Here is a 24,538-nt window from a genome sequence, read left to right on the forward strand (position 1 = left end):
ATGATCTGAAAACTTCCGGATGAGAACAGAAAAAAGCCGCATAGAAAGGTTATGCGAACTTGTGAAAAAATCACAGTTCAACATAACCGCCATCTATGCGGCTTCATTCTCTTCGATTACATCCGGCATAGACTCCTCTTCAATTGGGGTAACCAAAATAAAGCGAGTCTAACCGTTCTTAGTTATCTCACTTTACTCTACGCCAGCCTTGCCAAGAAATGAATACTAAAGTCATGATGTAATCTCCTTAATAATGTTTTATTTACTGATAGTTTAGCCTGTCTAAGCGCTACTGTCAACTTAGTAAAAAAGATCAATAGTGATCGGTTTTAATGGTATTATGATTTATTTTTAGGATTCGGTTAATATTTTTAGTGATTTTGTGAGTCGCTGTAATAGAAAAAGCCCTTGTTGGGCTCTTTTTTGGTGGAGCTGACAAGGGCTGAATATATTATCTATTTTAGAATTGCTAGTTACTATTTAATTAATTCCTTCTTCTTGAAACTTTAAAAGATAGAAGTCCAGTTAATACAGTCGTTAGACCAATAGCTAGAGACAACTTATTGTCCATCGTTCCAGTCGCTGGTAATTTGCTTGCTACTTGTTGAGCGTGACGATAATTTTGTGAATCCTCATATATATCCTTTGTATATGTGGCTAAGACAGGGTTATTTGCATCTTGGCCTTTAGTGCTTGAATGAATTTCTGAATTAGATAAAGGAGCGGAAAGATGTTCTTTAGGTGATTTTTTACTTAAATGCTTACTTATTGTATCAGAGGGCGCTAATACTCTCTCTTCTCCTCTTGTTTCATCAATTTTAGCTACTTCTGGAGTGACAAGATCAATACTATCCCCTTCAATTTTTGCAGATCCTACCGATCTAGGAAATTCTTTAGAAATTGAAGAAGTACTGGTTTCTTCAACTCGACTATCAAGTGTAGGAGAAACTTTTATAGAATTCTCTTCTAAAGGTTTAATAATTGTTGACGATGAAGAATTATTTTCACCTTCACGGTCATGTACTTCTTTATTGTCACTTGTAGAGTCAACATGTATAGAAATCTCTTCTACTGGCTTATGTTCAGTAGAAGGTGATGAGTTGTCTTCCAATTCATGCTCCGGTAACTTCTTCTTATTATTTGAATTATCATTTGAAGGCATAGTGGTTTCAGGTTCATCTATAGATGCAGTTGGTTGACCATTACTTTCAACCCCCACTTCAATAATGAGCGGCTTACCTTCCACTCTTTGTCGACCTAATTCCTGGGTCTTTAAGACATTACCTAAATGATCCTTATATACACGGTTAGTCAAAGCTATATAAGCGTTTTGTCCTTGCTGAATAATTCGATATTCCCCTGCTCTTAAATCCTTGCTGGTTCGAATTTCTGTCTCAAATTCTTTCTCGTTAATACGGATAGTTTGGTCTTCATGTTCAGGTTCAAGTTGAACATAGTATCCAGGAAGTAATTCGATATAGCCGGGGTTATTTTCATAAGGTCTTCCAAAAATAACGCCTATAGAATTGTTAGGGCTATTATTTTCTTCAGGCTTTGCTTCGTTAGCAGGTTTCTCATCTGGAACTTCTGGTTCTACTTTTTCTGGATGTTTCTCTTCTAACTCTTTAGTTCCATATTCAATTATCTTTTTAGAACCAGGTATAGTTAAAAATTTCTCAGTTTGAACCTCAATTATTCCATTTTTATCTTTAATTAAGCGATCCACGTAATAATTAATATCCGGCTTATACTCTTGAATAACCTTTTCTTCACCCAGTTGCATTTTAGGATTTGCTCTGTACTCAGTATCTTCGTAATGGCTTTCTACATCGTAATATATAGTGTCCTTAGCGTTTGGTCGCGGTAAAACTTCTAATTTTTTTCTTTGTACGATTCCATTTATACTCAGAATAATGTCAGTTACTCCTGCTTGCTTAGCATGAATAATACCTTGATCATCTATTTCCAATATTTCAGGATTCATTGAAGTAATTTTACCATTGAAGGTATATCCATAAATTTTCTGCTTTTCTGCATTCGAAAAGCCTACATGAATATTTAATTTACGGCTTGTATTTTCATAAAGCTTATCAGGTAGAGTTACTTCATAGTTTTCAACTCTATTATGATCGCCATTAACAATGGCAATTTTTAAACCAGTGTAATCGGAAGAAGAATTATTTTTAGATGGAGTAGGACTTGCTAATGCTACAATATTCGAATAACCGTTCCACCTTATATTGGAGGCTAATGCTAAACTTTTATTGTATGGATCCAATAATAAATTAATTATATTGCCAATACTTTTATATTCATTTGGATTATAATTTCCACGTTTTTTGTTATGTTCATTTATTTTAGGATAAATAAAATTATTTAAAAGAAGATTTTCAAAATTAAAATCCGATTTATTTTCTAAATTAAAGAAATTATCTACAATACTAAATTTATTACTATCAGGCTTAGAATAATTGAAATTCTCATTTTCATAGAATCCGTACCTGTTAACGATTTCTGCCAAATTCTGTATAGCAGTATCTTCTAAATCTCGATCCCATTGAATACTATTAATATAGTCCTCTTTGGTGTTAATACCAGCAGCATGGGCCCTTTCTGTTAGTCTTTCCCCCTTTACCCAAACACCCTCTATTTTTTCTCCCGTTTTCGGATCATACACATTTTCTAGAGCGTTTAGACCATGATCTATATCCCACATATGAGCCCGAAGGACCCTGACCGCATTCATGGTTTTTTCTTTGACATCCTTCTGGCTTAAATGCAACTCACTTTCTAACAAAAGATCACTGTCTAATTTTTGGTTTAAATCTAGATAATCCTTTTTTAATTCTTTAATTTCGATATCTTTACTTACATCATTAGTGACTACCTTATTCTCTTTTTCATAATATTTGATATTTTCGTGAATATCCTCAGGATAATTGACTATTACTGTATTAGGGAGCTTAGCTTTATTTTCATTATAGCTTTTTAAAATAGCATCCTTATTAGCTTCCGTGTATTCTTCTGCATATTTTATATTCTTTTCATATCTAGTTAATGGACGAGAAGCTTCTTCGTTTGCAGAGCTATCATGATTATTTATTTCATTTTCAGTTGCAGAGGGTGAAGTAGCCTTTTCATCACTAACTGAAACTGAATTCCCTTCTGTAGGGAGATTGGCAGCATTTGCTTCTTTTGAAACCTCATTATTACTTTCAACAGTATAGTTAGCTGGAGCGGTTTCTTGGGCAGATACAGTGACTTCATTGGCTAGTAGAGCGGTTAATACTAAGCTGGCAGTTGCTAGTGGGAAGTATTTCGTTTTCATAATTTCTCCTTGTTCAAATTTTAATTTTGTAAAACATTTATTTTGTCCTAATTGAAATAATCGTATCATATATTCTTTTGTGGTGGTAGAGACCAATTACATCAACTTATATGTAATAATTGTGTTACGTAAATATAAAAAAGCCATGTCCTCTTTACTAGGCATGGCTTTGTTTTGGCTTATAAACAAAATTCGTATGTAAGATTGAAATGATCTAATTAATCATAGAGTTTAACTAGTTTCGTACTTCCAATGTATCTAAGAGCGGTTGAACTTGGCTTGGACTGTATGGTCTAACTGGCAAAATAAAGGCGTGATTTAACACTTCCTTGGCCACGGCAGCATTTTCTTCTTGACTACCTTGCCAGTGATTAGGAGTTCGGTAGATGGTGACAGTACCATCGTAATTACTACTATATTCAAAGCCCGCGGTCCCTGCCATGGTCTTTCCCATCGATAAACTCCAAGTATCATGAGGCCAGACGGGAGAAACTGAAGGAGGATCGAGATTCACAGAACTTCCTGCTGGTAAGAAGGTCGCAGCGATATGATCACCATCATTCCCGTTCGGAAAGAGATCAGTATTCTCCATCACACTCAACCAAACCCGAACCATTTCAACTTCCTTGTTGGTATAACCCGGATACTCTTTAGATTCTTGGTACTCTTCTGCTTGGTACTGAGCTCTTGAATCTTGTGAAGGCTGAGGTTGCTCAGGTTTTTCTTGGTTCTTAGTTTCAGCAGATGTCACTTGGCTTGAACTCTCACTTGTTGAAGAGCTGGAAGTTTGCTCTGTAGATACTGACGAAGCTTCCTGGCTCTGCTCAGTTTCAGAAGCAGACGATGCCTGTTCCTGATTAGTGTTCAATTCAGCACAAGCGGACAAAACCAGGCTAGCGATTAAAAGTAGACATATTTTGCTTTTCATAAAATCATTCTTTCCATTGAAAATATTTATATCCAAACTATGTACAAATAATAAGTTAAAATAATATTTTTTACATTTAAACTTGACTGTTCCAAGTGCACTATTATTACAATCCTATTTTATTTCGCAAGTTCTGCGACTATTTAAAGTCTCTCATTTTCTTCAATTTAATTACTATTTGTTTAATATCGATATCTAAATCTAAAACCACTGCTTTTTATATATTTAAATAAACCACTTAACAGGCATCACAGAATAATATGATTTCACTAGACTTGTTTTATATTTTTAGCTTTTCCATACTAACTTTCTTAGAACTTTTTATTGTAATAAACTAAATAAATTTAAGTATATATAATATATTTCATAAATAAAACTTTAGTTGCTTACTAATAAAGCTTATCAAGTACTTTATTAAATAAATATGATTTTCATAAACATACTTATTAATTGTCAAACTATACGACAAACTTTTTCAATTTTCCCTAAATCATTAACAATTATATAATACTTATTGTTCTTTTCTTCATCTGATTTTAAAATTACTTTATGCTTAAAATTAATATCAGTATCAAAAAGATCTAATTCTAATTTTTCATATTTATGACCATATTGTTTTTCAATATGCTTTTTAGCTATATCTATTATGTCATCAGCTGACTTACCAGTTAATGGGTTATAATATCCATATTTCGAGACATAATCCTTATAAGCCATTTTTATAAAAGAAAATGCCACAGCTACAATAGCTAATACAAACTCAGTACCACCATTACTCGCTCCATGATTATATTCAAACTCAGTAGTCATAAATTCCTTATACTCAATTGAATATTTTTCTAAGAATTCAACAAAATCCTCATAGTTCTTACTATGAAAAGTATTATGATTATTAAATGTAATCAAAATCATATCATCATTAACCCTAGGTTGTTCCATTAATTTTAAATTTTTATCAAAAATATTCTTAGATATTAAATTTTCTAAGTAAATTTCTTTAATAGAGTTAATAAATTGCTCGATACTTTCATTATCGGTAATCAATTCTACTTGATTAACTATATCAATTATAATTAAATCAATTATTAGGAAATCATTAAATTTCCGCGCCATTACCTGATTAGAGAAAAAGCTAAATTTAAATCTTCTAATTATGTCATCCTTAAAATCATCTGCACGTTCCTTAGGAATTTCGAGATATAATGTATTTAGTTTGTCGTTTAAACTCTCTGTTTCTCTATCTTCTTGATATAATTCTACTTTTTGTGAAAAATTTATAAGAATATACACTGGACAAATCCTCTCTTTATTAAACATTTCTATATACATCATAAAATAATATAAAAAAGAGGTAATAATTACCTCCCTTTAATCGCCTTCAATATTATCTCTAGCTTTTTTCTCGTAGAACCAGTAAATAATTCCAATTAAGCACAAAATAATAATAATTATTATAGTAATTAACCAAAATAGTGAACTGAACCATTTTATAGAAAAGTTATTAGCTAATATATCTTTTATAATCCCACTAATACTCATTATATGTATTAAAGTAGAAATGAAAAACAAAATCATTATAACTAATAAAGAAAAAACTAAAAGAGAGTGACGATAAATTATTCTTCTAATTCCATAGCGTTCTCTACCATCATCTGTAATTTTTCTTCCAGATAGTTTACTTATCCAATGTATCAATGAATATAAAAATAATATTAGACCAGCGGCTATAATAGTTATCCCCATACCAATACGTCCAATATTTTGATTTGTTGAAGATAACGCATTTATAGATTCTATTAAAGCGTTAAATCCGCTTATTAAGCCAAACATCAATGCAGAGAATATACCAAGTATTGAAACAATTTCTCTATATAATTGTCCATTGAGTGATTTCAATTTTTCTTCATATTCTTCAACTCTTTTCTTTAAGAGCTGGCTGTTATGATCCAGATCCGCTATTTCTAACTTCTGTTGTTCATACAAATTACTTTTTTGAGTTGCTGCTAAGTTACTATGTTCCAAAAACTTAGCAGTATTCTTTACTTTCAAAATGAAATCATCAGTAATTTTCTCACTATTTTCCCCTTGTGACTCACTAAACTTTTTTAGTTTATCTGTCTTCAATTTAAATAATCCTCTTAAAGTTTCGTTTAATTGAGACATTTGATTTGTCGTTAGGTTAGCATCGAAAATAAATTTAGTGATTTGGGAATATGGTAACACCGTTTCGGTATAATTTAAACTATCATCAAAAAGCTTTTGAAAATCTTTATAGATTCCAAACTCTCTATTATTGCTGTTATCACTCAAATTTATTGGTAAGTAATCTTCCTTTTTATTGCTAAGAAATGACTTTTCTGTGCGATCTATAATTATTGCAAATGTATTAGCAAAATCATTATTTTCAGGAGATTCAACATACGATTTATATACTTTTGCTGCTTTGTCTTTACTAACCATTTATTACATCCTCTAAAGAATAGTTTGTATTCAAAGGATTTTTCTGCCAAAAGTCTTCTTGGTGACTACGATTGACTAAATCAAAAGGATTCTGTTCTAGTAAATAATCAATCTTAGGATTAAAATCCTTATATTCATCATATTCTTTATATAAAATTGTCGGCAATGACGAAGCACCAAAACCACTGAATTTAGAATAAATTTCTGGTACAACCGGACCATATCTCCACACTTGAAAAGGTTCTGTATAAATCTCTTTAGCAATGTTTTCTAAAGCAGGATTTTCCAAAACTGATTCTTTAAGAGCATAATACATAACTTTTTGAAGCTGTAAATTAGTAATATTAATCTCTTTTTTATAAGCCCTACTTAATACATGACTCGCAAACTCTTCCATTGACATTCTTATCACCTCATTTTTAATATTGTACCGTATATAATTTATCTAATACTGAAATACTTACATAGAATTTATTAAATATCTTCTCAATTTTATATATATTAAAAAATCTGAAAACTAATAATTTCTCTCAGATTAATTTAAAAACTTTTTTATAAAAAGACTAGATTCGATACATAATATATTGAAATTAGAATAATATAACAACGATTTTTATATTTAATTTCATATTAATAAAATGAAAAATTTTACTATTTTTAGTGTACACTATTTCACTAAATTTAACAAGAACGTGTGTTCCGAATAAAATCTTCCACTTTCCAGAAAGAATTTCTTTTATACTTTTAACCACCTACATCTACCTATTTTTAGGTAAGTATCCTGTTTATAGATTTTATCATCACATCTTCTAAGCCCTTGTCTCTGCGATTAATAAAATAATATGATCAACGTTAGCTTCTAATTGATCTAGATCGAACTAAATTTCATAGCTGTTAAAATTATCATTCATAGCTAATCAAAAGAATTCTTTCTGCCATAAATCTGGTCACTACTCCTTTAGAAACAAATTGAAAAAATTATTCATAACTTCATCCATGACTAGACGGTAAATCCCACCGCTACCAAATTTTCATTAAGACTTTTCTAGCAATAAGTTCTATGCCTATTCAGTTCGTTTGTCAAAAAAACCCGATCATATTTGTATGATATGCCCTCAAACTTGAACAGCAATTGATCATCATCTTAGCTAAACAGTAACCTTCTATATCCAAAAGGAAAATTAAAGTAATGTGAATCCACCCTTACCTGCAGACCATAAATCCACCATCAATTCACTGTTCTGTGTCATTAAATTAACATTGATAACATCCCAAAATATTTAAGGCTTTCAGCAATACTCATTACCTAAGTCAATCAACATTCCCATCACTTCTCAGATTATATAACTAACTAAATTATTTGAATTATTCTAGTATCCCCCGTACAATGTATATACATAATTATACCTGCTTATGGGTATATTTTCTGTAGCTAAGAAAGGAGATGCTTATGCCTTTAACAATTAATAAATGGGGGAATAGTTCAGCTATTCGACTTCCAAAACAACTACTTGAAGAATTGAATTTATCTCAAGGCGACAAGCTAGATTATCAAGTAAAAGATGGCCAGTTAATTATAAAAAAAATAACCGAAGTTCCTGAACTAACGGTTAAAGATTTGTTTGAAAATTATCATGAAGCCCCTGTTAATGAAAAACCAGTATTCTTTGAACCAAAAGGAAATGAAAAATGGTAAAAGTAAAGCAAGGATCGATTATAAAGATAAATTTAGATCCGAAACAGGGACATGAGCAAAAAGGCAATCGACCCTACATTTGTTTGAGCCATGGGATTGTTACTAAGTACTCAAATATCGCAATTTTTGCTCCAATTAGTAATACAAAAAGAAAATATCCATTCTATGTTGAGTTAAAACATACAAAAACGACTGGAAAAGTGCTATTAGATCAACTAGTTACCATCGATTTTAATGCCAGAGACTATAATTATATCGAACAAGTTCCAGAGGATATACTCATTGATTTATTAGCCAGGGTAAAAGTTCTATTTGAAAAAGAATAAATTAACCAGACTAAAAACAGTAAGAGTTCATCGTGCTCTTACTGTTTTCTTTGTTTAGAGAATTAGTAAATAGAAGTTATGTAAAAATCCAGCGTACAATTCGAATGTATAGACAAGTCGAATGTATTGCCAAGCACCCCACCTAATTCTCATGATAAATATCCCGAGTATAGGCCTTATCATTTACATCCTCTAAGTCCTTATCCCAGCGATTGGCGATAATGACATCAGCATCAGCTTTAAATTGGTCGAGATCACGGTAAATTTCACAGTTGTAGAAAGTATCTTCCTTAGCGACAGGTTCATAGATAATCACAGGAACGCCTTCAGCCATAATTCAGTAAAAAAATTAATGTATATTAAGTAATCGTATTATTTTGTATATTAAAAATAACACTTAACTTTTATTTTTTAGCTACCAAATTAAATGCTGAAATAATACCAAAATGAGGTTTTATTGATCACTGTTCGATAATTTCAGATGGAACAAATCACATCAACACTTCTCCTTTTTTGAAGAATGTTTCATATTTCCAATTCACCTTATGGTATAACATTTACTATGAATAATCTTATCAATAGAATTTTATAAACGCATAGCACTCCCAAACGGTATTTTTAAGGCAATATTGTAATTTCGTACTTATTGTAGATATTCTGAAATCACTTAACATAAAAATATGGTCTAAAAAATTGCTTTTCTCTGAATTATCCTATATAACTCGACAAAGCCTAATATTATTCCTATCCCCCATCTTATGTACCATAATGAACTAAAAGTGTAGAAAAATATTATACCTATTACAATTGCTAAAATTCCAGGAATAAATATTGTCAATTTTAAATGGTATGGATGCCCTTCTATATTATTAACAATATAATAATGCACAAAAAAGAGAGCTAGATACGATATTGCAGTTGCAGTAGCTGCACCATACATGCCCCATGCGGGAATCATGAAAGCATTAAGAATTATATTAATTAAACCTGCACCAATAGTTCCAATTGCTATTACCCTTGTCTTTTTATGAAAGAATTCAAAATTTACTGGAAATTGATACATAAAAGTAAAATACACCGCTAAAGTAAAGATAGGAATTATATTTATACCAGACCAATAACTATCATCAGCCATTAAATGTGAAACTTCTCGCGCTAAAAGAAGAAATCCTATAGTCAATACTGTAAATAATTCAATATAATTTTTACATTTTTTATTTAATATTCCCCAATTTTCTTCGCTTAAATCATCATAATAAAAAGGGCACCAAGAATTATTTAATGCTCCTAAAACAGTGGTCAATACGGACGATAGCGTATAAAACAGACTATAAATTCCAATCTCCGCTGCATCCATTCCTAATTGCTGCATCATTACTCTATCAGATTGCCCTAAAATTTGCTGAGATATTGAGTGAAATACAATAGGAAAACCCACCATTATTCCGTATTTTAGATATGTTTTATTGACTCCAACAGGGTGTTTTAAGTATAAGGTCAACCATACGATAACTGCAACGATAATGTATGTGACGGCTACACCACAAATCCGAGCTAAATACCTTAGATCGTTACTAATAGCATCTATGAAAAAAAGTGAAAGTATAACACTAATAATAGAAATAGAAACAGATAGAATAAGATTACTCAAAGGCTTTTTTTCATAAATAAAACATAGCTGAGAAAAATTAATAATGTATTGTGAAAAAGCAGTGACTGCAATAATAATTACTAATATTTTAGGGAAATTAATTAAATTTGATAGAAATGGAGCCCCGATAACTATAAGTATAAGTTGAAACAAACAAATCAGAGTACTTGAAAATAAAATACTGTTTCGAAAAGAAAGATACTCTTCTTTAAATGAATATAGACCTGTACCTATCGATGAATTAATACCAATACCCATTAGACAGGTTAAAATCAAAACCCAGGAATTAAAAAGTGAATAAATTCCGAACTGCTCAGGACCTAAAAGACGTGTAAATAAAGGTGTTGTAATAAAAGCAATTCCTTGTAATAGAAAAGTACTTAAAATATTTAATATTGTAATTTTATTTGAATTATTCTTACTAGATACCATTATTTTCACCTATTACTTATAATTAACTATTGAAAATGTTAAACCATTTTTTTTATAAATTTTAATTTTTTTATTTATCATTATTAGCAAATACATATAAGATAAAATTGAAACAATTCCAAAAAAGTCATTAAAAGTAAACATAGTAATAGCAGTTCTTTCTAGTAGGAAAAATCGCAAAAATATTAGAGCCTTAATATAGTCTCCTAAAGCCAAATATTTTAGAAAAGCACTTATAGTAATAGCTATTAAGCATCCTATTAAACAGGAAAATACTAAAACCCCAAATTTTCCAAAATAATAATACATAGTTGCGAATCCAGCTTCAGAATACCTTGACCCTGAAGCGAGTTTAGCATCAACTAGTTTTTTAGGTGCACATAAGTACATAATTTTATAGATACCATAATCAGATCCTATATTATCACTAATTGATTCTTTCCCATTATTTAATGCTTTTACTTCATTTATAAATTCCTCAGGATGAGTACTATCGACGATATCGTATGTTTTCCACCATAATTGTCCTTGTTGTGAAGCTCTTTGTTCTATGTAAGATATACCATTATAAGAGCTAATTGAAGTTGAAAACATTATGGTATACAACAATACTAAAGTAAAAATTGTAATTGAAACAGCAAAAATCCTTTTTAAAAAAATTTCTCCATTATTCATTATTTTTTTATAATAAACTAAAAGAAAAACACAAATTAATGTAAAAAAGGGGCCAAACTTATTTCCAATCCATATAAAATATAAAACATAGATACTGAGTGAAACTATTCCTAAAATTCGGTGAAAATTATTATTATATATAATTGTCAATATTGGAAATACAGCTAGTAAAGGTGCATTAGTTGCTACTTTTTCAAGTATACCTAATTGGAGAAATTCTGAAGCGTATATAAATCTATCTACACCTAGAAGAAAGGCGGGATACGCTGCCACTTTGCTAAAAAGGAGTAGGAACATAACTAAAATAATTAGATTCATTATTGCAAAAAAAATTTTATATTTTGATAATTCATCTATTTTATTATAATTAATAGTTGAGTTAAGGTTAAAGTCAAACAACTCTATAATAAACCAGAAAAACCAATAACCTAAAATTAGTAAGGGAAGAGATCCAACAAAAGAGGAATATGTTCTTAATTCCACAAGAAATATTCCATCAATAAGCTCGATTATCGAAGTGCCTAATACAGCAGTACCAGAAATAAATAAAAAGGCTAAATATTTTAAGGCAAACTCTTTATTCTTCAATACTAGGTAAAATACAAAGTATACAGTGAAAAACAGTAAAGCAATGTATGAAAAGAATTTGATCCGACTAAATATCGAGCAAATAATAAATATAAAGCCAAAAAATAAGTTTGTTGTTAATACACTCTTCCTTACTTTCATATTTTATCTCCCTAATTTAATTTCCCTTTAAAATATTTACAATTATTATTTCTAAATCGTCAATAGAGGTGGGCTCTAAAACCTTTTTCTTATCATTGTATATTTGTTTAATCATTTCAATCACAGGCTTAAATCTATTTTTATAAACATCACTATTTTCTAGCCCATATAATTTGTATGTAAAAATAATCCAAGGTTCCTTATTATACAGCAACTTAGGCATAATTTGAGATGAAGAACATATCGAAAGTAAGATGCTGTCATTTGATAATTGTTCTTCGCATATTAATTCCCATAGACTAGAAGATTGGTCCTCTGAAAAATTTATTTTTTTCTCGCTTATGTCTCTAGGATGTCTTCTATAAACTACTTGATTTTTAAACTTCAATAAACACTTATTTATTTCTTTTTCGCTATTTTCTAAATTAACCCCTAATTCATTAGTTGGTTGAGATAAATAGATTAACTTTTTCTTGGAATATATATCATCTTCCACATTACCAAATATATTCATATACATTTCTTTTTCATTCTTATCCATTAACGCTATTGGTGATAGCTGTTTTTTATTTTTCGATAATGTACTTTTACAAAAAGTTACATTATTAACATATAATAAATCTGGTTTTATATGGTCCGTTTTTCTTCCCAAAAATCTCCATATCCATTTTAATTTATGATCATGAACAATATCTCCAACGTAGCTTCCTAAACCATCATCATACGCTATAGTATTTGCTTCAGGGAATATTCTAGTTAATGCAACTTCAAATTCAGTACCAGACGTAACAGTAATTAGATCAATATCAAAATTAATTACGTCAATATGCTTTTTTGTAATCCATCGTATAAATAATCTTGGACATGTCGCTTGAATCAAATCGTTAATTATATAATAAAATTTATTATCTTTTTTTACTAAATCGTATTCATAAACTTCATCAAATATATCATACCGTAATATATTTTCCAGTATTCTATTAGTTGTCTCAGAATAATTTCTATAAAAAAGAATTTTTTTAGTAGCTTTATCTAATGAATGCATAGACAAATTAATAGCATTTAGGGTTTGGAACGGTGTTGCAGCACATATAGCTATATTCACATTTTAACTCCTTTCATTAATAAGAGTCTTTTTATATTGAATCCATGTAAACCTATACAAGTTATAACTAATAAATAATAAAGCGATTGCTATTTTATCTCTTTTTGGAGTTAAAGGATCCCTTATAACTTCCCAACTGTTCTTTTTAATATAATGAATTATTTCTTTCTTTTCTTTCGCAAAATTAGTTATATTTAGCATTTGATTTAAAGTACTGAATCTAGCATAAACTTGTCGTCTTAAAGTTGCTTTATTAAGATGTGGAAATTTTTTCTTAACATCCTTGGCCATCTTATCAGTCATTATTAATAAATCAAATTTATTCGAATTAAAACTACTATTGACAATTGAATTATCATGAAAAATATAATGATACTTAGATTCATAACCAACAGCAATTTCAGAACATTGTAACATTAGTGCATATGTAGTACCTATATCTTCAAAAATTCTTCCTTTCGGATAAGATACATTTTTAAAAAGACTTTTAGAATATAACTTTCCCCAAGCTGATGTGTCTATTACATCATGATACAACATTTTTTTTAAGCACTCTTCTGATCCCATACACTCATCATTTTGTTCAAGACCTCTATTTAATGTTTTTCCGCTATCATAATGAACTATTGATTGGCAAAGAGACATTTTTGTCCCATATTTTTCAATTAGACTAAAAAGATATTCTATATAATCACGATCTACATAATCATCTGGATCAATACACGCTATATATTCTCCCCTTGCACGGCTGATTCCATAATTTCTTGCATCTGACAATCCTCCGTTTTTTTTATGATAAACAATTATTCTCTTATCCATTTTCATATATTCATCACAAATCATCGAACACTTGTCAGTTGAACCATCATCCACCATTATAATTTCTAGATTTGAATATGTCTGATTTAGAATAGAATCCATGCAAACTCTTAGATAGTTTTCTATATTATATATTGGAAGCACAATAGAAATTAATGGTGCTTTTTTCATATTTATACTCTTCCTTTCTTAGAAAATACCACTAAATTAATAAAGTTATTTCTTTAGCTTAACTTATTTAATACAATAATAGATATATTTCTATTGTTATCACAATGTAAAGATTTCTAACTATACTTAATCTTTATGCTCATTATTATGTTCGTAAGAAAAGTAAAAATATAAAATTCACATAGTTTATCCTATAAATCCAATATGCTATTAAACGTGATAACTTTTAAAATATTTTTTAAAAACTACTCCCATATTTTTTCCCTAAATACTTAGCTTTTAAAAATTCAGGTATTTTGATAAACATATTTTCTTCAACTGCACAATCTAATTCCATTATCTCACTTTTCTTAATTAATCCATCTTCAATCGCTTTATTAAGCCATACATTAAACAGTAACTCACTTACTCTTCCAATAAATCGTTTTTCAAATACACTATAGTTACTAAAGTCAATGTTTGAAAATACATCAAATAATACATCAAATACCCAAGAACAATAGGCATTTATGAAATCATATTCAGCTATCATCATATTAAACATGTATCCCCATCGGCGATTCATAATTTTATCAAAATTCTTTAAATAATCTGGATATTTTTTTGAAATAACATTTCTTGTAACATCTAAATGTTCTAAGTGATGAGTATGTGCATAATGAGACTTTAAAGTTTCTATAACATACCATCTTTTTTTAGGAACAAAAAGCTTTTTTTTCCCCAAAAAGGGTTTTAATTGTTTGTACTCTAGAATTTTCTTATTCATAGAAAAATGTCTTCTATAATGAACAATACCTATATAATCGGCCGAAAGATTCTTCCATGCCCAATAAAGACCTGTTAATTCACAAAAGAAATCATTATATATAGATATATTTTCCCCGGTGTTATCTTTAATATAACCTAGATCTATTTCGTTGCCATTACTATCTCGTTTACCTTCAGCACCAACATGCAATGGAATATACATTGAGTCTTCTGGCATTTGATACTTTTTATGTGTTGCTATAACTATTTTCACCGTATACTCATCCATTTACACCAATTCCTTTTCGCATCTATCCAAAACAGCTGCAATAACCTGATCCATATCGTAATATTTATATTCAGCAAGACGGCCACCGAAAATTACATTTTCTGTTTTATCTGCCAGCTTTTTGTATTCTTTATACAAAGCATTATTTTTGGAATCATTAACGGGATAATATGGCTCATCTCCCGGTTTCCATTCACTACTATATTCGCGACTAATAACAGTTTTAGAGAGAGCTTTTCCAGTTTCGTCTTTACCAAATTCAAACCATTTGTGTTCAATAATACGAGTCCATGGAGTCTCTCTATCTGTATAATTAACTGCAGCGTTACCTTGATAGTTAGGTATATCAAGCAGCTCATTTTCAAAACGAACAGAACGATATTCTAAAGTCCCCAATTTATAGTTAAAAAAGGCATCAATGGGGCCAGTATAAACTATTTTATTTGCAAGCTTATCTAACTCTTCTCTATGCTTTAAATAATCTATATTTAAACGTACTTCAATTCCATCTAAGATATTATCAATCATTTTAGTATACCCTCCAATTGGTATACCTTGATATAATGCATTAAAATAGTTATTATCAAAAGTTAATCTGACTGGTAACCTTTTAATAATAAAAGCAGGTAATTCTCTACAAGGTCGACCCCATTGCTTCTCAGTATACCCTTTTATTAGCTTATTATAGATATCCCTTCCAACAAGAGATATTGCTTGCTCTTCTAGATTTTTTGGCTCTTCAGTAATTTCTTTACGCTGCTCTTCTATTTTTAGAGCAGCCTCTTTGGGCGTAGTAACGCCCCACATTTTATTGAAAGTATACATATTAAATGGTAAAGAGTATAACTCACCGTTATAATTAGCTACAGGACTGTTAGTGAAACGATTAAATTCAGCAAACTGAGAAATGTAAGCCCATACTTTCTTATTATTGGTATGAAAAATATGAGCACCATACTTATGAACATTGATTCCCTCTATTTTTTCCGTATACAAATTGCCACCAATATTTGGTCGTTTTTCAACGACTAAAACTGATTTACCTTTTGCTTTCGCTTCATGTGCGAAAATCGCACCGAATGGTCCAGCTCCTACTACTAAATAGTCAAATTTGTTCATAATACACTCCTACTTAATTCTTACTATTGGCCTTTATTTTTGATAATATTTTTAAAACAACGAACTCCACCACTCAGTATGAGTTATATACCATTGAACTGTCAATTTAATTCCTTTTTCAAAAGTAATCTTTGGCGTCCAACCTAAATCCCTTTTAATTTGATTTGAATCTATAGCATACCGACGATCATGTCCTTTACGATCCTCAACGTAAGTAATCAATTCTTTTGGCTTATTTAATAATCCACATATTAATTGAGCAATTTCGATATTAGACTTTTCATTATTTCCTCCTATATTATATAAGCTTCCTTCTTTTCCCTGTCTAATAATCAAATCGATTGCAGCGCAATGATCTTCAACATATAGCCAATCACGTACATTAAGTCCATCTCCATAAATAGGTAATTCTTTATCTTGAAAAGTATTAATGATCATTAAAGGAATAAATTTTTCAATAAATTGGTATGGTCCATAATTATTGGAACACCTACTAATAGATATTGGTAATCCATATGTTCGATGGTAGGCTAGAACAAATAGATCTGCTGAAGCTTTCGAAGATGAATATGGCGAACTCGGATGTAACGGATATTCTTCAGTAAAAAGTAGGTCAGGACGGTCTAAAGGTAAATCACCATAAACTTCATCAGTTGACACCCGATGAAATCTCTTGATTCCATATTTTAAACACGCATCCATTAGGGTAGTTGTTCCCAAGACGTTAGTATCAACAAAAATTTCTGGATCTTTTATAGATCGGTCTACATGGCTTTCAGCAGCAAAGTTAACTACAATATCGGGTTTTTCAGTTTCAAATAGTTGATAAACTTTTGCCCTATTAGTTATATCTAACTTAGCAAAATTAAATCGTTCAGAATCAAAGGCCTTCGTTAAATTTTCAATTCTTCCTGCATAAGTTAATTTATCTACACAAATAATTTTTATTCTTTTATATTTACGCAGTATATAATAAATAAAGTTTGCACCAATGAAACCTGCTCCTCCAGTAACCATAAGTTTCATTATTACATCGACCCATTCTTATTTAAAACAACAACTACAGTTTTCAAAAGAATTCTGAGATCTAAACCAATACTCCAATTTTCGTTATATTTTCGATCAAGTTCGACTACTGTCTCAAAGTCTTTAATATTACTTCGTCCTGATACCTGCCATAATCCGGTTATCCCGGGTTTTATTGATAACCGTGCACGATGATGATACTTATATTTAGACCATTCTTTAACTGTTGGAGGTCTAGTCCCCACTATAGACATGTCTCCCTTAAGGACATTAAAAAATTGAGGAAATTCATCAATCGACCAATCTCTAAGAAGATTGCCCAACCCTTTTTTCAAAATTTTTCCATCATTATCAATTTCACATCCTATGATTCTAGGATCACCATCTAATTTAAACATAAGATCCGTATCTAATTGATTATATTTTTTTAGTTCTTGAAGTCGATCTTCTGCATCAGTTACCATAGTACGAAATTTATAGATGTAAAATGGCTTACCACTTTTTCCAATTCTCTTTTGTTTAAAGAAAATAGGACCAGGATCCGCTATATAAATCAGCGGTCCAATAAAAAGAGTTAAAATAACAACCGCTAATGAGCCGAAAAACCCAAAAAATAAATCAATTCCACGTTTAATCAGAGCTTGTTTAGTTGAAATATAATTTATAGAAGCAGTAATATAACTATCACTACCGAAGCGTTGAACAATTTGCTGTTGTTCTGGAATAGCATAGTTTTTCTTTAACTTAATATGGACAACTATTCCCATAGTCGATAATTGTTCGATAAGTTTTTCTACAAGCTGATCATCAAGGTTATCATCAATAATTACCTCATCTACCCAATGTCTAGCTGCGTAATCTAGTACAGTATCTTTGTTAGCAACTATGGGATACTTAGTCAAATTATCGCTTAATGATGAAGTATCCATATAGACTAGACTAATCATAGTTTCCTTTCCTATATCAACTACAACACTATCTAAAATATCTTGCATTCCTTTTTCTGTAGAGATAATTAATAAAGATCGTGTGATTTTGTTAGACTGAAAAAAAGATTTTAAAAAATCTTTCCAAAAAATCCGAGTAAGATAAGAAATAATTAAGTAGAATGAAAAACTATAAAGTATCATCCTTCTAGAAACATTATCCGCTTGTTGTGTAATAAACAAATAAAAAGAAAAGAATACAATCAAACGCATAACATGCTTAATTGTATTCGCAAATTCTTTATAATAACCTCGTTCTTTAATATTACGAAAAACATCAAAAACTAAGATTAATAATATATCCATCAAAATCAAAATAACTAATATTTTTCTATAAAGGAGATTATCTAGCAAATCAAGTTCTCCGAAGCGGACACAATATCCTAAAAAAGTTGAGAAAACTAGACTGAGTAAATCAATCAAAATATAATCTTTTACTGACAACCAGCCTTCTGGTAGAGTATGATACATTATCTTTTTCCTCACTATTAATAATTACGACTTAAAACAAACCCAAAAACTTCTTCTTTCGCACCGAACTCACCCCACCAGTATCAATGGAATCGCCATTGACTAAGTCGCGGGCAGTCTGGTCAAAGCGCTGGCTGACTGCCTTACCGAAGTGTTTCTCTAGCTGTCCATATGCTTGAGCCAAGTCAAAGGGTCGGCGTTTGGGATGGTGGGCATCTGAAGCCACCACATGAATTAAATTGGCTTCAATTAGATCTAAAGATAGCCGCTTAATTTGACGACCTAGTTTGCCATTCAAAGAAGCTGCCGTGACTTGACCCAAGGCTCCCTTTTCCACTAAATCTTTTAGGATCTCGGGATTTTTTTGAATAGCCTTATTGCGTTCCGGATGGGCGATAACCGGGCGGATGCCCTGGATCCCCAGTTCATAGAAGACCTGGTCGGTATACTGAGGCACCCCTCCCGTGGGAAATTCAATCAGGAGATACTTGCCAAATTCATCGTAGAAGCAAATTTCACCTTTTTTTATGTTTTCCAGGATTTCTCCATGGAGACGGAGTTCTTGACCAGGAAAGAGGGTGATCTTGATTTTCTCTTGGTCTAAACAACTTTGAAAATTTTCGACTGCCTGGATAACCTGAGGCCGAGGATTCATCCAGGACCGGTTCATATGATGGGGGGTGCAGACGATGTGCGTTACCCCCTGGTCCTCAGCTTGACGTGCCAAGGCCAGCGAATCTTCAATCCGCTTGGGACCATCATCCATGTCCATTAAGATATGGCAGTGTAAATCAATCACAGGGCTTGACTCCTTCTCGCTTTATTCTTCCTCGTAGTAGTAATAGTAATCTTCGGTTCTTTCAGTACGGTTCATGATTACGCCTAGGACATTGGTGTTGACCTTGTCTAGGAGGGCTTGGCTTTCTTTGACTTCATCCTTGGTACATTGGCCATAAGGCACCACCACTACCGTTCCGTCTACCCGAGCCGATACCACTTGGGCATCAGTAGCCGCCAGAACTGGTGGGCAATCCAAGACAATGATGTCAAAGACATTGCGCAACTGTTCCATTAAGCCTTGCATTCGTTTGGAAGCTAGGAGTTCGGACGGGTTAGGCGGAATAGCCCCACAGGTTAAGTAGAACAAGTTTGGTACATAGGACTTCTTAATCACTTGGTGGATCTCTAGACTGTTATCAGTCAAGAGATTGGTTAATCCTCTGTCGTTAGGAACGCCAAAAGTCTTGTGGACAGTAGGTTTACGCATATCAGCATCTAATAAGAGGACGCGCTTATCATCACTAGCAAAGGCAGCCGCAATATTGGCGGCTAAGAAGGACTTCCCTGATGAGGGGCCTGGTGAAGTGATATTGAAGGTCTTTAATTCCTTATCAAGCATGGAGAACTGGATATTGGTTCGAATAGTCCGGAATTGTTCGGCCATAGCTGAAGTGGGATTATCAACGACCACCAAACCGGGACGGTCGGCTGGCTTTTTGATTTCTGATTTTTTCTTTCTACCAAACATGGTTGATAACCTCCTTAAACACGTTCACGTTGGCGCTGACCACGATCTTGGTCAGGGTGATAAATTTGTTGTAATTCGTTAGCTTGATGGGTGACTTTTAGGTCATTTTCAGATAATTCACTGACCCGGCCCAACATGTTCCAGCCAATTTCCTTAGTCAAGAAGTCAACATCCTTAACCGTCTTATCGGTGAGTTCATGAATGAAGGCAATCACGAGACCCACGCCCATTCCGAGCACTAGACCAATTAAGAGAGCTAAGGCCTTACGTGGCGAAACCGGTGCCTGACTGGCTTGGGCCTTAGAGATGATCGAGACATTATCGATATTCATCATCTTACGGATAGCCTTTTGGAAGACATCTGCCGTGGTGTTAGCGATGGTAGCTGCTTGTTCGGGATTAGGATCCTTTACAATAATAGAGAAGACCTGGGAATTATTCTTACTTTCCACTGAAATCTTTTCCCGAAGTTGGTCAGGGTTTTCTTGTAAATTGAGTTGGTCAATCACCGGACTTAAAACGACTTCATTTCGAATAACATCAGAATAAGTATTAATTAATTGCAGGGAAGCGTTAATGTCCTGGTTGAGGGTATTGTTTTGACTCTTATTATCACTTTGGTTAACTAAGATCTCGGTAGAAGATTGATAGATAGGCGTCGCTAAGACGAAGACATAGCCCGCTGCCAGGAGTAGACCCACCAAACTACTAATAAAAATGACATAGAAGTGTTCTTTGATAATCTGCCAGAGATCTAATAAACTAATTTCTTCTTCCATCGCTAATCAACACGACCTTTCCTAATTTATTGCTTTATGCATGGAAATAGCGCTTGATTAGAGCGCTATTTTGTTAGTTACTTCATATAAGAGTGTTAGAGATTGAGTTCCTGTTTTAAGGTTTGGGAGGCCTGATTGATATTATCTTCTGGAATCATTTCATAGTAGACCCCATCAATCATTTGCCCTGAGCCCTTCAGTTGCGCCTGGTTAATAGTATTGGCCGCTCCCCGGTAATTAGTGAAGAGGTCCTTCATATCAGAAAAGGCCATATTAGTTTGTACGTTACTACCTATAGTGTTTAAAATTTCTTGATAATTAGGCAGGGAGGATAGGGAAGCTGCTTCCTTAAGACAAGCCAGAATCACTTGGCGTTGGCGGGCTTGGCGGCCGTAGTCCCCTTCCGGATCGTCATAGCGGTTGCGGACATAGGCCAAGGCAGCCTCACCATTTAGAGTGGTCGCTTGTCCTTGGACAAATTGGTGACCATCTTCACTAAAGCTGATCGGTGGTGTCACCGTTACCCCACCTAGGACATTGATCATATCTTCCAGGCCCTGCATATTAACAGAAACATAGTAGTCAATAGGAATATCCAGCAAGTTTTGCACGGTTTCCACCGCTCCCGCTGGTCCCCCATAAGCATAGGCATGGTTGATCTTGTCTTTATTGCCATTCGGTAGAATAGTGGTATAAGTATCCCGAGGGATGGAAAGCAAGCTAGTTTGTTCCGTCTTGGGATTAACCGTCATCACCATCATGGTATCGGACCGACCTTGTTCTGTTCGGCCCAGGGAACCCGTATCAATCCCCATTAAAAGCACTGAAAAAGCCTGATTGCCTTGGCTTAAGTCGACTTGGCCATTCCGCTTAGACTTATAATCAGCCGCTTGGTACATTTGTTCCGAGGTCTCTCTGACATCACTGTAAGCTTTAAAAGCTATCCAGCCACCAATGCAAAGAAGTATTACTAGGATACCCAGCACCCAAGGCCAAAATCGTTTCCTTTTCGGTCTGTCACCTTGGGCCCGATAGTCTTCGCGAGTAGAAGGTTGGTCATGGCTAGAAGGGCTATTATTATCTAACATTTTGACTCTTTCCTTTTATTGATTTAATTTTATGCAATCATAAACACTATTTATAAATATTTTATCTAATAACATTTATAATATCATAATATATTTGCTCTTTATATAACTTTTTTTATTATTAATAAATACTGTTTCGCTTATATTTTAAAGATTAATCATATTTAACAAATTTTTCAAATTAAAAAGGCCCAGTCTCAGACCAGGCCTTTATCTTGTCTATATATTTAAATTTCAGTATTATTAACTTGTTTATTCTTTACTCTTATCAATGGCATCGGTCACCGCTTCTTTGAGGGCATTGGAGCTTAAGGTAGCTCCAGAAATGGCATCAACATCAGTCGAATTAGCGGCAATCATGGCTTGGGGCAGTTCTGAAAAGACCTCGTGCCCTTGTTGTTCACTTTCATTGTGGTTTAAGACGGTAATTTCGCTTAATTTATCCCCATCAAGGGTCACCAGCACATTTAGCTCATCCCCCATCCCTGAATGGCTAGTTCCCAGGTATTGATTATCTTTTAATTGGAGGTCTTTAGGGGCAGCTTCTTTATCTAAGTCACTTTGGAGGTTAGCGCTCTGCGTTTCTCCTGCTCCTTTCAACTCAGATCTTGGTTGGTCTTTTTCTTGGGCGGCGTTTTCACCTGCAATCTTACCAAAAATCAGACATTCAGCGATGTTCATTCCCCCTTGGTACATGCCCGGAGTAATCCCACCGAGTTCACCAGCACCGTAAAGGTTAGGAATGACTTGTCCATGACTATCTAAAATTTCCGCTTTAGCGTTCCGTCGCGGTCCCCCTTGGGTATTTAACATAGTTTGTACGATCGGAATAGCGTAATAAGGACCTTCCGCATCAAAAGCCGTCATAGCATCCGCTGAGCGACCATAGGCATAGTCCTTACCCACTTCAGCAAAATGATTGAAGTCCTCAACCGTAGCTTCCAGGACTTCACTATCAAGATCAAGTTCTTGGGCTAATTCAGCTAGGCTATCGGCCTTAAGAGCTGCTTTGGCATAATCGACAAAAAGACCATCCGCTTGGGTAAGTTCTTCATACTTCTTATGGTCAAAGATAATATAAGGTTTGGCTTGTCCTTGTGGAACCCGCCAAATTCCATGATTATAAATATGCCCATGGCGGTTAGCTTCATCTTCCTTGAAATAACGCGTGCCATCGTCCCCAATAACTAGGATACTGCCGTGGGTTAAAGGTTGGGTACCAAAAGCATGTAAGGTGGCCCTTTCTCCAGCTGGTACATCAAAGGCAGTTCCATGATACATGCCCAAGGATTCATAGTTAGCCATATGCCAGAGGTCAGCCCCGACTTCAAGTGCCATAGTTACCCCATGACCTTGGTTATACAAACCGCCTAAGGGAGCCAAACGACTTTCATTGAGGTAGTCTTTAACCATTTGCGGATTATTTTCAAAACCTCCAACGGCTAAAACAACCCCGTTCTTAGCTGCAATATTAACGGTTTGACCCTGGCGTTCGACTTGTACCCCAAGAATAGCTCTGGTTTCAGGATCTTGGAGGAGATGTTTAGCGGGTGATTCGAACCAGACATCGATGGAGTCTGCTCGATCGATAACCTTTTGCCGCAAAACTTTCCACAAGGCAGCGTCAAAAATACCCTCATGGACGGTAAGGAAGTTATAGGTTTCCACACCTTCAAATTCAGGATATTCATAAACCGCTGATTCGAGTGGGAACTTATCAAAATGGTCTTTGATACTGTACGGTTCGACTTCTAAATAGTCACGCACATAGTCTTCCATATTAACCAAGCCATCAATATAGGTTGACTTGACTCCTTCATCTAAATCCATACCCGCCATCAGTTCATCATAATATTTGTGCATAGCTTCCCTATTATCAGCTGAACCAATCAATTGGGCACAATAGCGGGTATTACCCCCTTCATGACCATTAGGAGCGGAATCGACTAAAAGCACCTTAGCTCCGGCATCACTAGCAAAACGAGCCGCTGTCGCTCCTGCTCCACCAAAACCGAGGACAACCACATCATATTCCGCTGCATAGGTCGTTTGTTCATTAACTAACATTTTCGATCTCCTTCCTTTGTCGCTTATTCATTGGGCAGCGTAAGAATACGCTTACATTTATATTCTAAGTATACTATTCTTGTGAATAAAATAACAGAATTATGCTAGATATTATTCT

At 33.2% G+C, this 24,538-nt stretch carries 21 protein-coding genes; 2 read left to right on the forward strand and 19 right to left on the reverse strand.

What is annotated here, in order from left to right; genetic code table 11:
- Positions 1–484: 484 nt before the first annotated feature.
- The 5 genes from DBT49_RS06065 to DBT49_RS06085 all read right to left on the reverse strand — a co-directional run bounded on the left by DBT49_RS06065 (position 485) and on the right by DBT49_RS06085 (position 7,119).
- Positions 485–3,397 carry an LPXTG cell wall anchor domain-containing protein gene (locus tag DBT49_RS06065; RefSeq protein ID WP_111818485.1) on the reverse strand — a complete coding sequence of 971 codons (2,913 nt, stop codon included), beginning with the start codon at positions 3,395–3,397 and terminating at the stop codon, positions 485–487.
- A 166-nt stretch (positions 3,398–3,563) separates the two neighbouring features.
- Positions 3,564–4,256, reverse strand: a complete 693-nt coding sequence (locus tag DBT49_RS06070) for a hypothetical protein (RefSeq protein ID WP_070559918.1) — start codon at positions 4,254–4,256, stop codon at positions 3,564–3,566.
- A 453-nt stretch (positions 4,257–4,709) separates the two neighbouring features.
- Positions 4,710–5,573 carry a hypothetical protein gene (locus DBT49_RS06075; RefSeq protein ID WP_141745216.1) on the reverse strand — a complete coding sequence of 288 codons (864 nt, stop codon included), beginning with the start codon at positions 5,571–5,573 and terminating at the stop codon, positions 4,710–4,712.
- Positions 5,574–5,624: 51 nt separating this feature from the next.
- Positions 5,625–6,716 (reverse strand): MFS transporter, encoded by a 1,092-nt coding sequence (locus DBT49_RS06080; RefSeq protein WP_070559914.1) that lies wholly within the window; start codon positions 6,714–6,716, stop codon positions 5,625–5,627.
- On the reverse strand, positions 6,709–7,119 hold the full coding sequence (locus tag DBT49_RS06085; RefSeq protein ID WP_070559913.1) for a Panacea domain-containing protein: 411 nt from the start codon (positions 7,117–7,119) through the stop codon (positions 6,709–6,711). Before DBT49_RS06085 ends, DBT49_RS06080 begins: the two co-directional genes overlap by 8 nt.
- Positions 7,120–8,166: 1,047 nt before the next feature.
- Here DBT49_RS06085 and DBT49_RS06090 point away from each other — a divergent pair.
- Together DBT49_RS06090 and DBT49_RS06095 are read left to right on the forward strand one after the other, a co-directional pair.
- Positions 8,167–8,412: an AbrB/MazE/SpoVT family DNA-binding domain-containing protein gene (locus DBT49_RS06090; RefSeq protein ID WP_070559911.1), complete on the forward strand. Its 246-nt coding sequence runs from the start codon at positions 8,167–8,169 to the stop codon at positions 8,410–8,412.
- Positions 8,406–8,738: a type II toxin-antitoxin system PemK/MazF family toxin gene (locus DBT49_RS06095; protein ID WP_070559909.1), complete on the forward strand. Its 333-nt coding sequence runs from the start codon at positions 8,406–8,408 to the stop codon at positions 8,736–8,738. Before DBT49_RS06090 ends, DBT49_RS06095 begins: the two co-directional genes overlap by 7 nt.
- 142 nt (positions 8,739–8,880) lie before the next feature.
- Here the strand turns inward: DBT49_RS06095 and DBT49_RS06100 are convergent, their stop codons facing one another.
- From DBT49_RS06100 to DBT49_RS06165, 14 genes are all read right to left on the reverse strand, one after another.
- Positions 8,881–9,054 (reverse strand): hypothetical protein, encoded by a 174-nt coding sequence (locus DBT49_RS06100; RefSeq protein ID WP_180754226.1) that lies wholly within the window; start codon positions 9,052–9,054, stop codon positions 8,881–8,883.
- 369 nt (positions 9,055–9,423) lie between these two features.
- Entirely contained in the window at positions 9,424–10,821 is a 1,398-nt protein-coding gene (locus DBT49_RS06105; RefSeq protein WP_070559907.1) for an oligosaccharide flippase family protein, read from the reverse strand.
- A 12-nt stretch (positions 10,822–10,833) separates the two neighbouring features.
- On the reverse strand, positions 10,834–12,225 hold the full coding sequence (locus DBT49_RS06110; RefSeq protein ID WP_070559906.1) for a DUF6418 domain-containing protein: 1,392 nt from the start codon (positions 12,223–12,225) through the stop codon (positions 10,834–10,836).
- Positions 12,226–12,241: 16 nt separating this feature from the next.
- On the reverse strand, positions 12,242–13,330 hold the full coding sequence (locus DBT49_RS06115; protein ID WP_070559904.1) for a hypothetical protein: 1,089 nt from the start codon (positions 13,328–13,330) through the stop codon (positions 12,242–12,244).
- A 3-nt stretch (positions 13,331–13,333) separates the two neighbouring features.
- A complete protein-coding gene (locus DBT49_RS06120) occupies positions 13,334–14,320 on the reverse strand; it encodes a glycosyltransferase family 2 protein (protein ID WP_101560441.1) in 987 nt (328 codons plus the stop codon).
- A gap of 238 nt (positions 14,321–14,558) precedes the next feature.
- A complete protein-coding gene (locus DBT49_RS06125) occupies positions 14,559–15,356 on the reverse strand; it encodes a DUF4422 domain-containing protein (RefSeq protein ID WP_111872363.1) in 798 nt (265 codons plus the stop codon).
- Positions 15,357–16,475, reverse strand: a complete 1,119-nt coding sequence (gene glf, locus DBT49_RS06130; protein WP_070559898.1) for a UDP-galactopyranose mutase — start codon at positions 16,473–16,475, stop codon at positions 15,357–15,359. It lies immediately after the preceding gene.
- Positions 16,476–16,526: 51 nt separating this feature from the next.
- The gene (gene rfbB / locus DBT49_RS06135; RefSeq protein WP_070559896.1) at positions 16,527–17,501 is read right to left on the reverse strand and encodes a dTDP-glucose 4,6-dehydratase; all 975 of its coding nucleotides are present in this window, start codon (positions 17,499–17,501) and stop codon (positions 16,527–16,529) included.
- A gap of 2 nt (positions 17,502–17,503) precedes the next feature.
- Positions 17,504–18,931 carry an exopolysaccharide biosynthesis polyprenyl glycosylphosphotransferase gene (locus tag DBT49_RS06140; protein WP_181646012.1) on the reverse strand — a complete coding sequence of 476 codons (1,428 nt, stop codon included), beginning with the start codon at positions 18,929–18,931 and terminating at the stop codon, positions 17,504–17,506.
- Positions 18,932–18,989: 58 nt separating this feature from the next.
- Positions 18,990–19,757: a tyrosine-protein phosphatase gene (locus DBT49_RS06145; RefSeq protein WP_111872365.1), complete on the reverse strand. Its 768-nt coding sequence runs from the start codon at positions 19,755–19,757 to the stop codon at positions 18,990–18,992.
- Between the two features lie 21 nt (positions 19,758–19,778).
- The gene (locus DBT49_RS06150) at positions 19,779–20,486 is read right to left on the reverse strand and encodes a CpsD/CapB family tyrosine-protein kinase (RefSeq protein WP_180754225.1); all 708 of its coding nucleotides are present in this window, start codon (positions 20,484–20,486) and stop codon (positions 19,779–19,781) included.
- A 14-nt stretch (positions 20,487–20,500) separates the two neighbouring features.
- Entirely contained in the window at positions 20,501–21,265 is a 765-nt protein-coding gene (locus DBT49_RS06155) for a YveK family protein (RefSeq protein ID WP_070559889.1), read from the reverse strand.
- A 95-nt stretch (positions 21,266–21,360) separates the two neighbouring features.
- The gene (locus tag DBT49_RS06160) at positions 21,361–22,353 is read right to left on the reverse strand and encodes an LCP family glycopolymer transferase (protein WP_224783880.1); all 993 of its coding nucleotides are present in this window, start codon (positions 22,351–22,353) and stop codon (positions 21,361–21,363) included.
- Between the two features lie 252 nt (positions 22,354–22,605).
- Positions 22,606–24,420: an FAD-binding protein gene (locus DBT49_RS06165; protein WP_070559887.1), complete on the reverse strand. Its 1,815-nt coding sequence runs from the start codon at positions 24,418–24,420 to the stop codon at positions 22,606–22,608.
- Between the last annotated feature and the right edge of the window lie 118 nt (positions 24,421–24,538).

The sequence above is a fragment of the Aerococcus mictus genome, from assembly GCF_003286595.3.
GTDB lineage: Bacteria > Bacillota > Bacilli > Lactobacillales > Aerococcaceae > Aerococcus > Aerococcus mictus.

What these genes read in the sequence shown, in the direction of transcription:
- DBT49_RS06065 (WP_111818485.1), bottom strand. Translation starts at nt 3,397, where the DNA reads ATGATACGATTATTTCAATTAGGACAAAATAAATGTTTTACAAAATTA.
- DBT49_RS06070 (WP_070559918.1), bottom strand. Translation starts at nt 4,256, where the DNA reads ATGAAAAGCAAAATATGTCTACTTTTAATCGCTAGCCTGGTTTTGTCC.
- DBT49_RS06075 (WP_141745216.1), bottom strand. Translation starts at nt 5,573, where the DNA reads ATGTTTAATAAAGAGAGGATTTGTCCAGTGTATATTCTTATAAATTTT.
- DBT49_RS06080 (WP_070559914.1), bottom strand. Translation starts at nt 6,716, where the DNA reads ATGGTTAGTAAAGACAAAGCAGCAAAAGTATATAAATCGTATGTTGAA.
- DBT49_RS06085 (WP_070559913.1), bottom strand. Translation starts at nt 7,119, where the DNA reads ATGTCAATGGAAGAGTTTGCGAGTCATGTATTAAGTAGGGCTTATAAA.
- DBT49_RS06090 (WP_070559911.1), top strand. Translation starts at nt 8,167, where the DNA reads ATGCCTTTAACAATTAATAAATGGGGGAATAGTTCAGCTATTCGACTT.
- DBT49_RS06095 (WP_070559909.1), top strand. Translation starts at nt 8,406, where the DNA reads ATGGTAAAAGTAAAGCAAGGATCGATTATAAAGATAAATTTAGATCCG.
- DBT49_RS06105 (WP_070559907.1), bottom strand. Translation starts at nt 10,821, where the DNA reads ATGGTATCTAGTAAGAATAATTCAAATAAAATTACAATATTAAATATT.
- DBT49_RS06110 (WP_070559906.1), bottom strand. Translation starts at nt 12,225, where the DNA reads ATGAAAGTAAGGAAGAGTGTATTAACAACAAACTTATTTTTTGGCTTT.
- DBT49_RS06120 (WP_101560441.1), bottom strand. Translation starts at nt 14,320, where the DNA reads ATGAAAAAAGCACCATTAATTTCTATTGTGCTTCCAATATATAATATA.
- DBT49_RS06125 (WP_111872363.1), bottom strand. Translation starts at nt 15,356, where the DNA reads ATGGATGAGTATACGGTGAAAATAGTTATAGCAACACATAAAAAGTAT.
- glf (WP_070559898.1), bottom strand. Translation starts at nt 16,475, where the DNA reads ATGAACAAATTTGACTATTTAGTAGTAGGAGCTGGACCATTCGGTGCG.
- rfbB (WP_070559896.1), bottom strand. Translation starts at nt 17,501, where the DNA reads ATGAAACTTATGGTTACTGGAGGAGCAGGTTTCATTGGTGCAAACTTT.
- DBT49_RS06150 (WP_180754225.1), bottom strand. Translation starts at nt 20,486, where the DNA reads ATGTTTGGTAGAAAGAAAAAATCAGAAATCAAAAAGCCAGCCGACCGT.
- DBT49_RS06155 (WP_070559889.1), bottom strand. Translation starts at nt 21,265, where the DNA reads ATGGAAGAAGAAATTAGTTTATTAGATCTCTGGCAGATTATCAAAGAA.
- DBT49_RS06160 (WP_224783880.1), bottom strand. Translation starts at nt 22,353, where the DNA reads ATGTTAGATAATAATAGCCCTTCTAGCCATGACCAACCTTCTACTCGC.
- DBT49_RS06165 (WP_070559887.1), bottom strand. Translation starts at nt 24,420, where the DNA reads ATGTTAGTTAATGAACAAACGACCTATGCAGCGGAATATGATGTGGTT.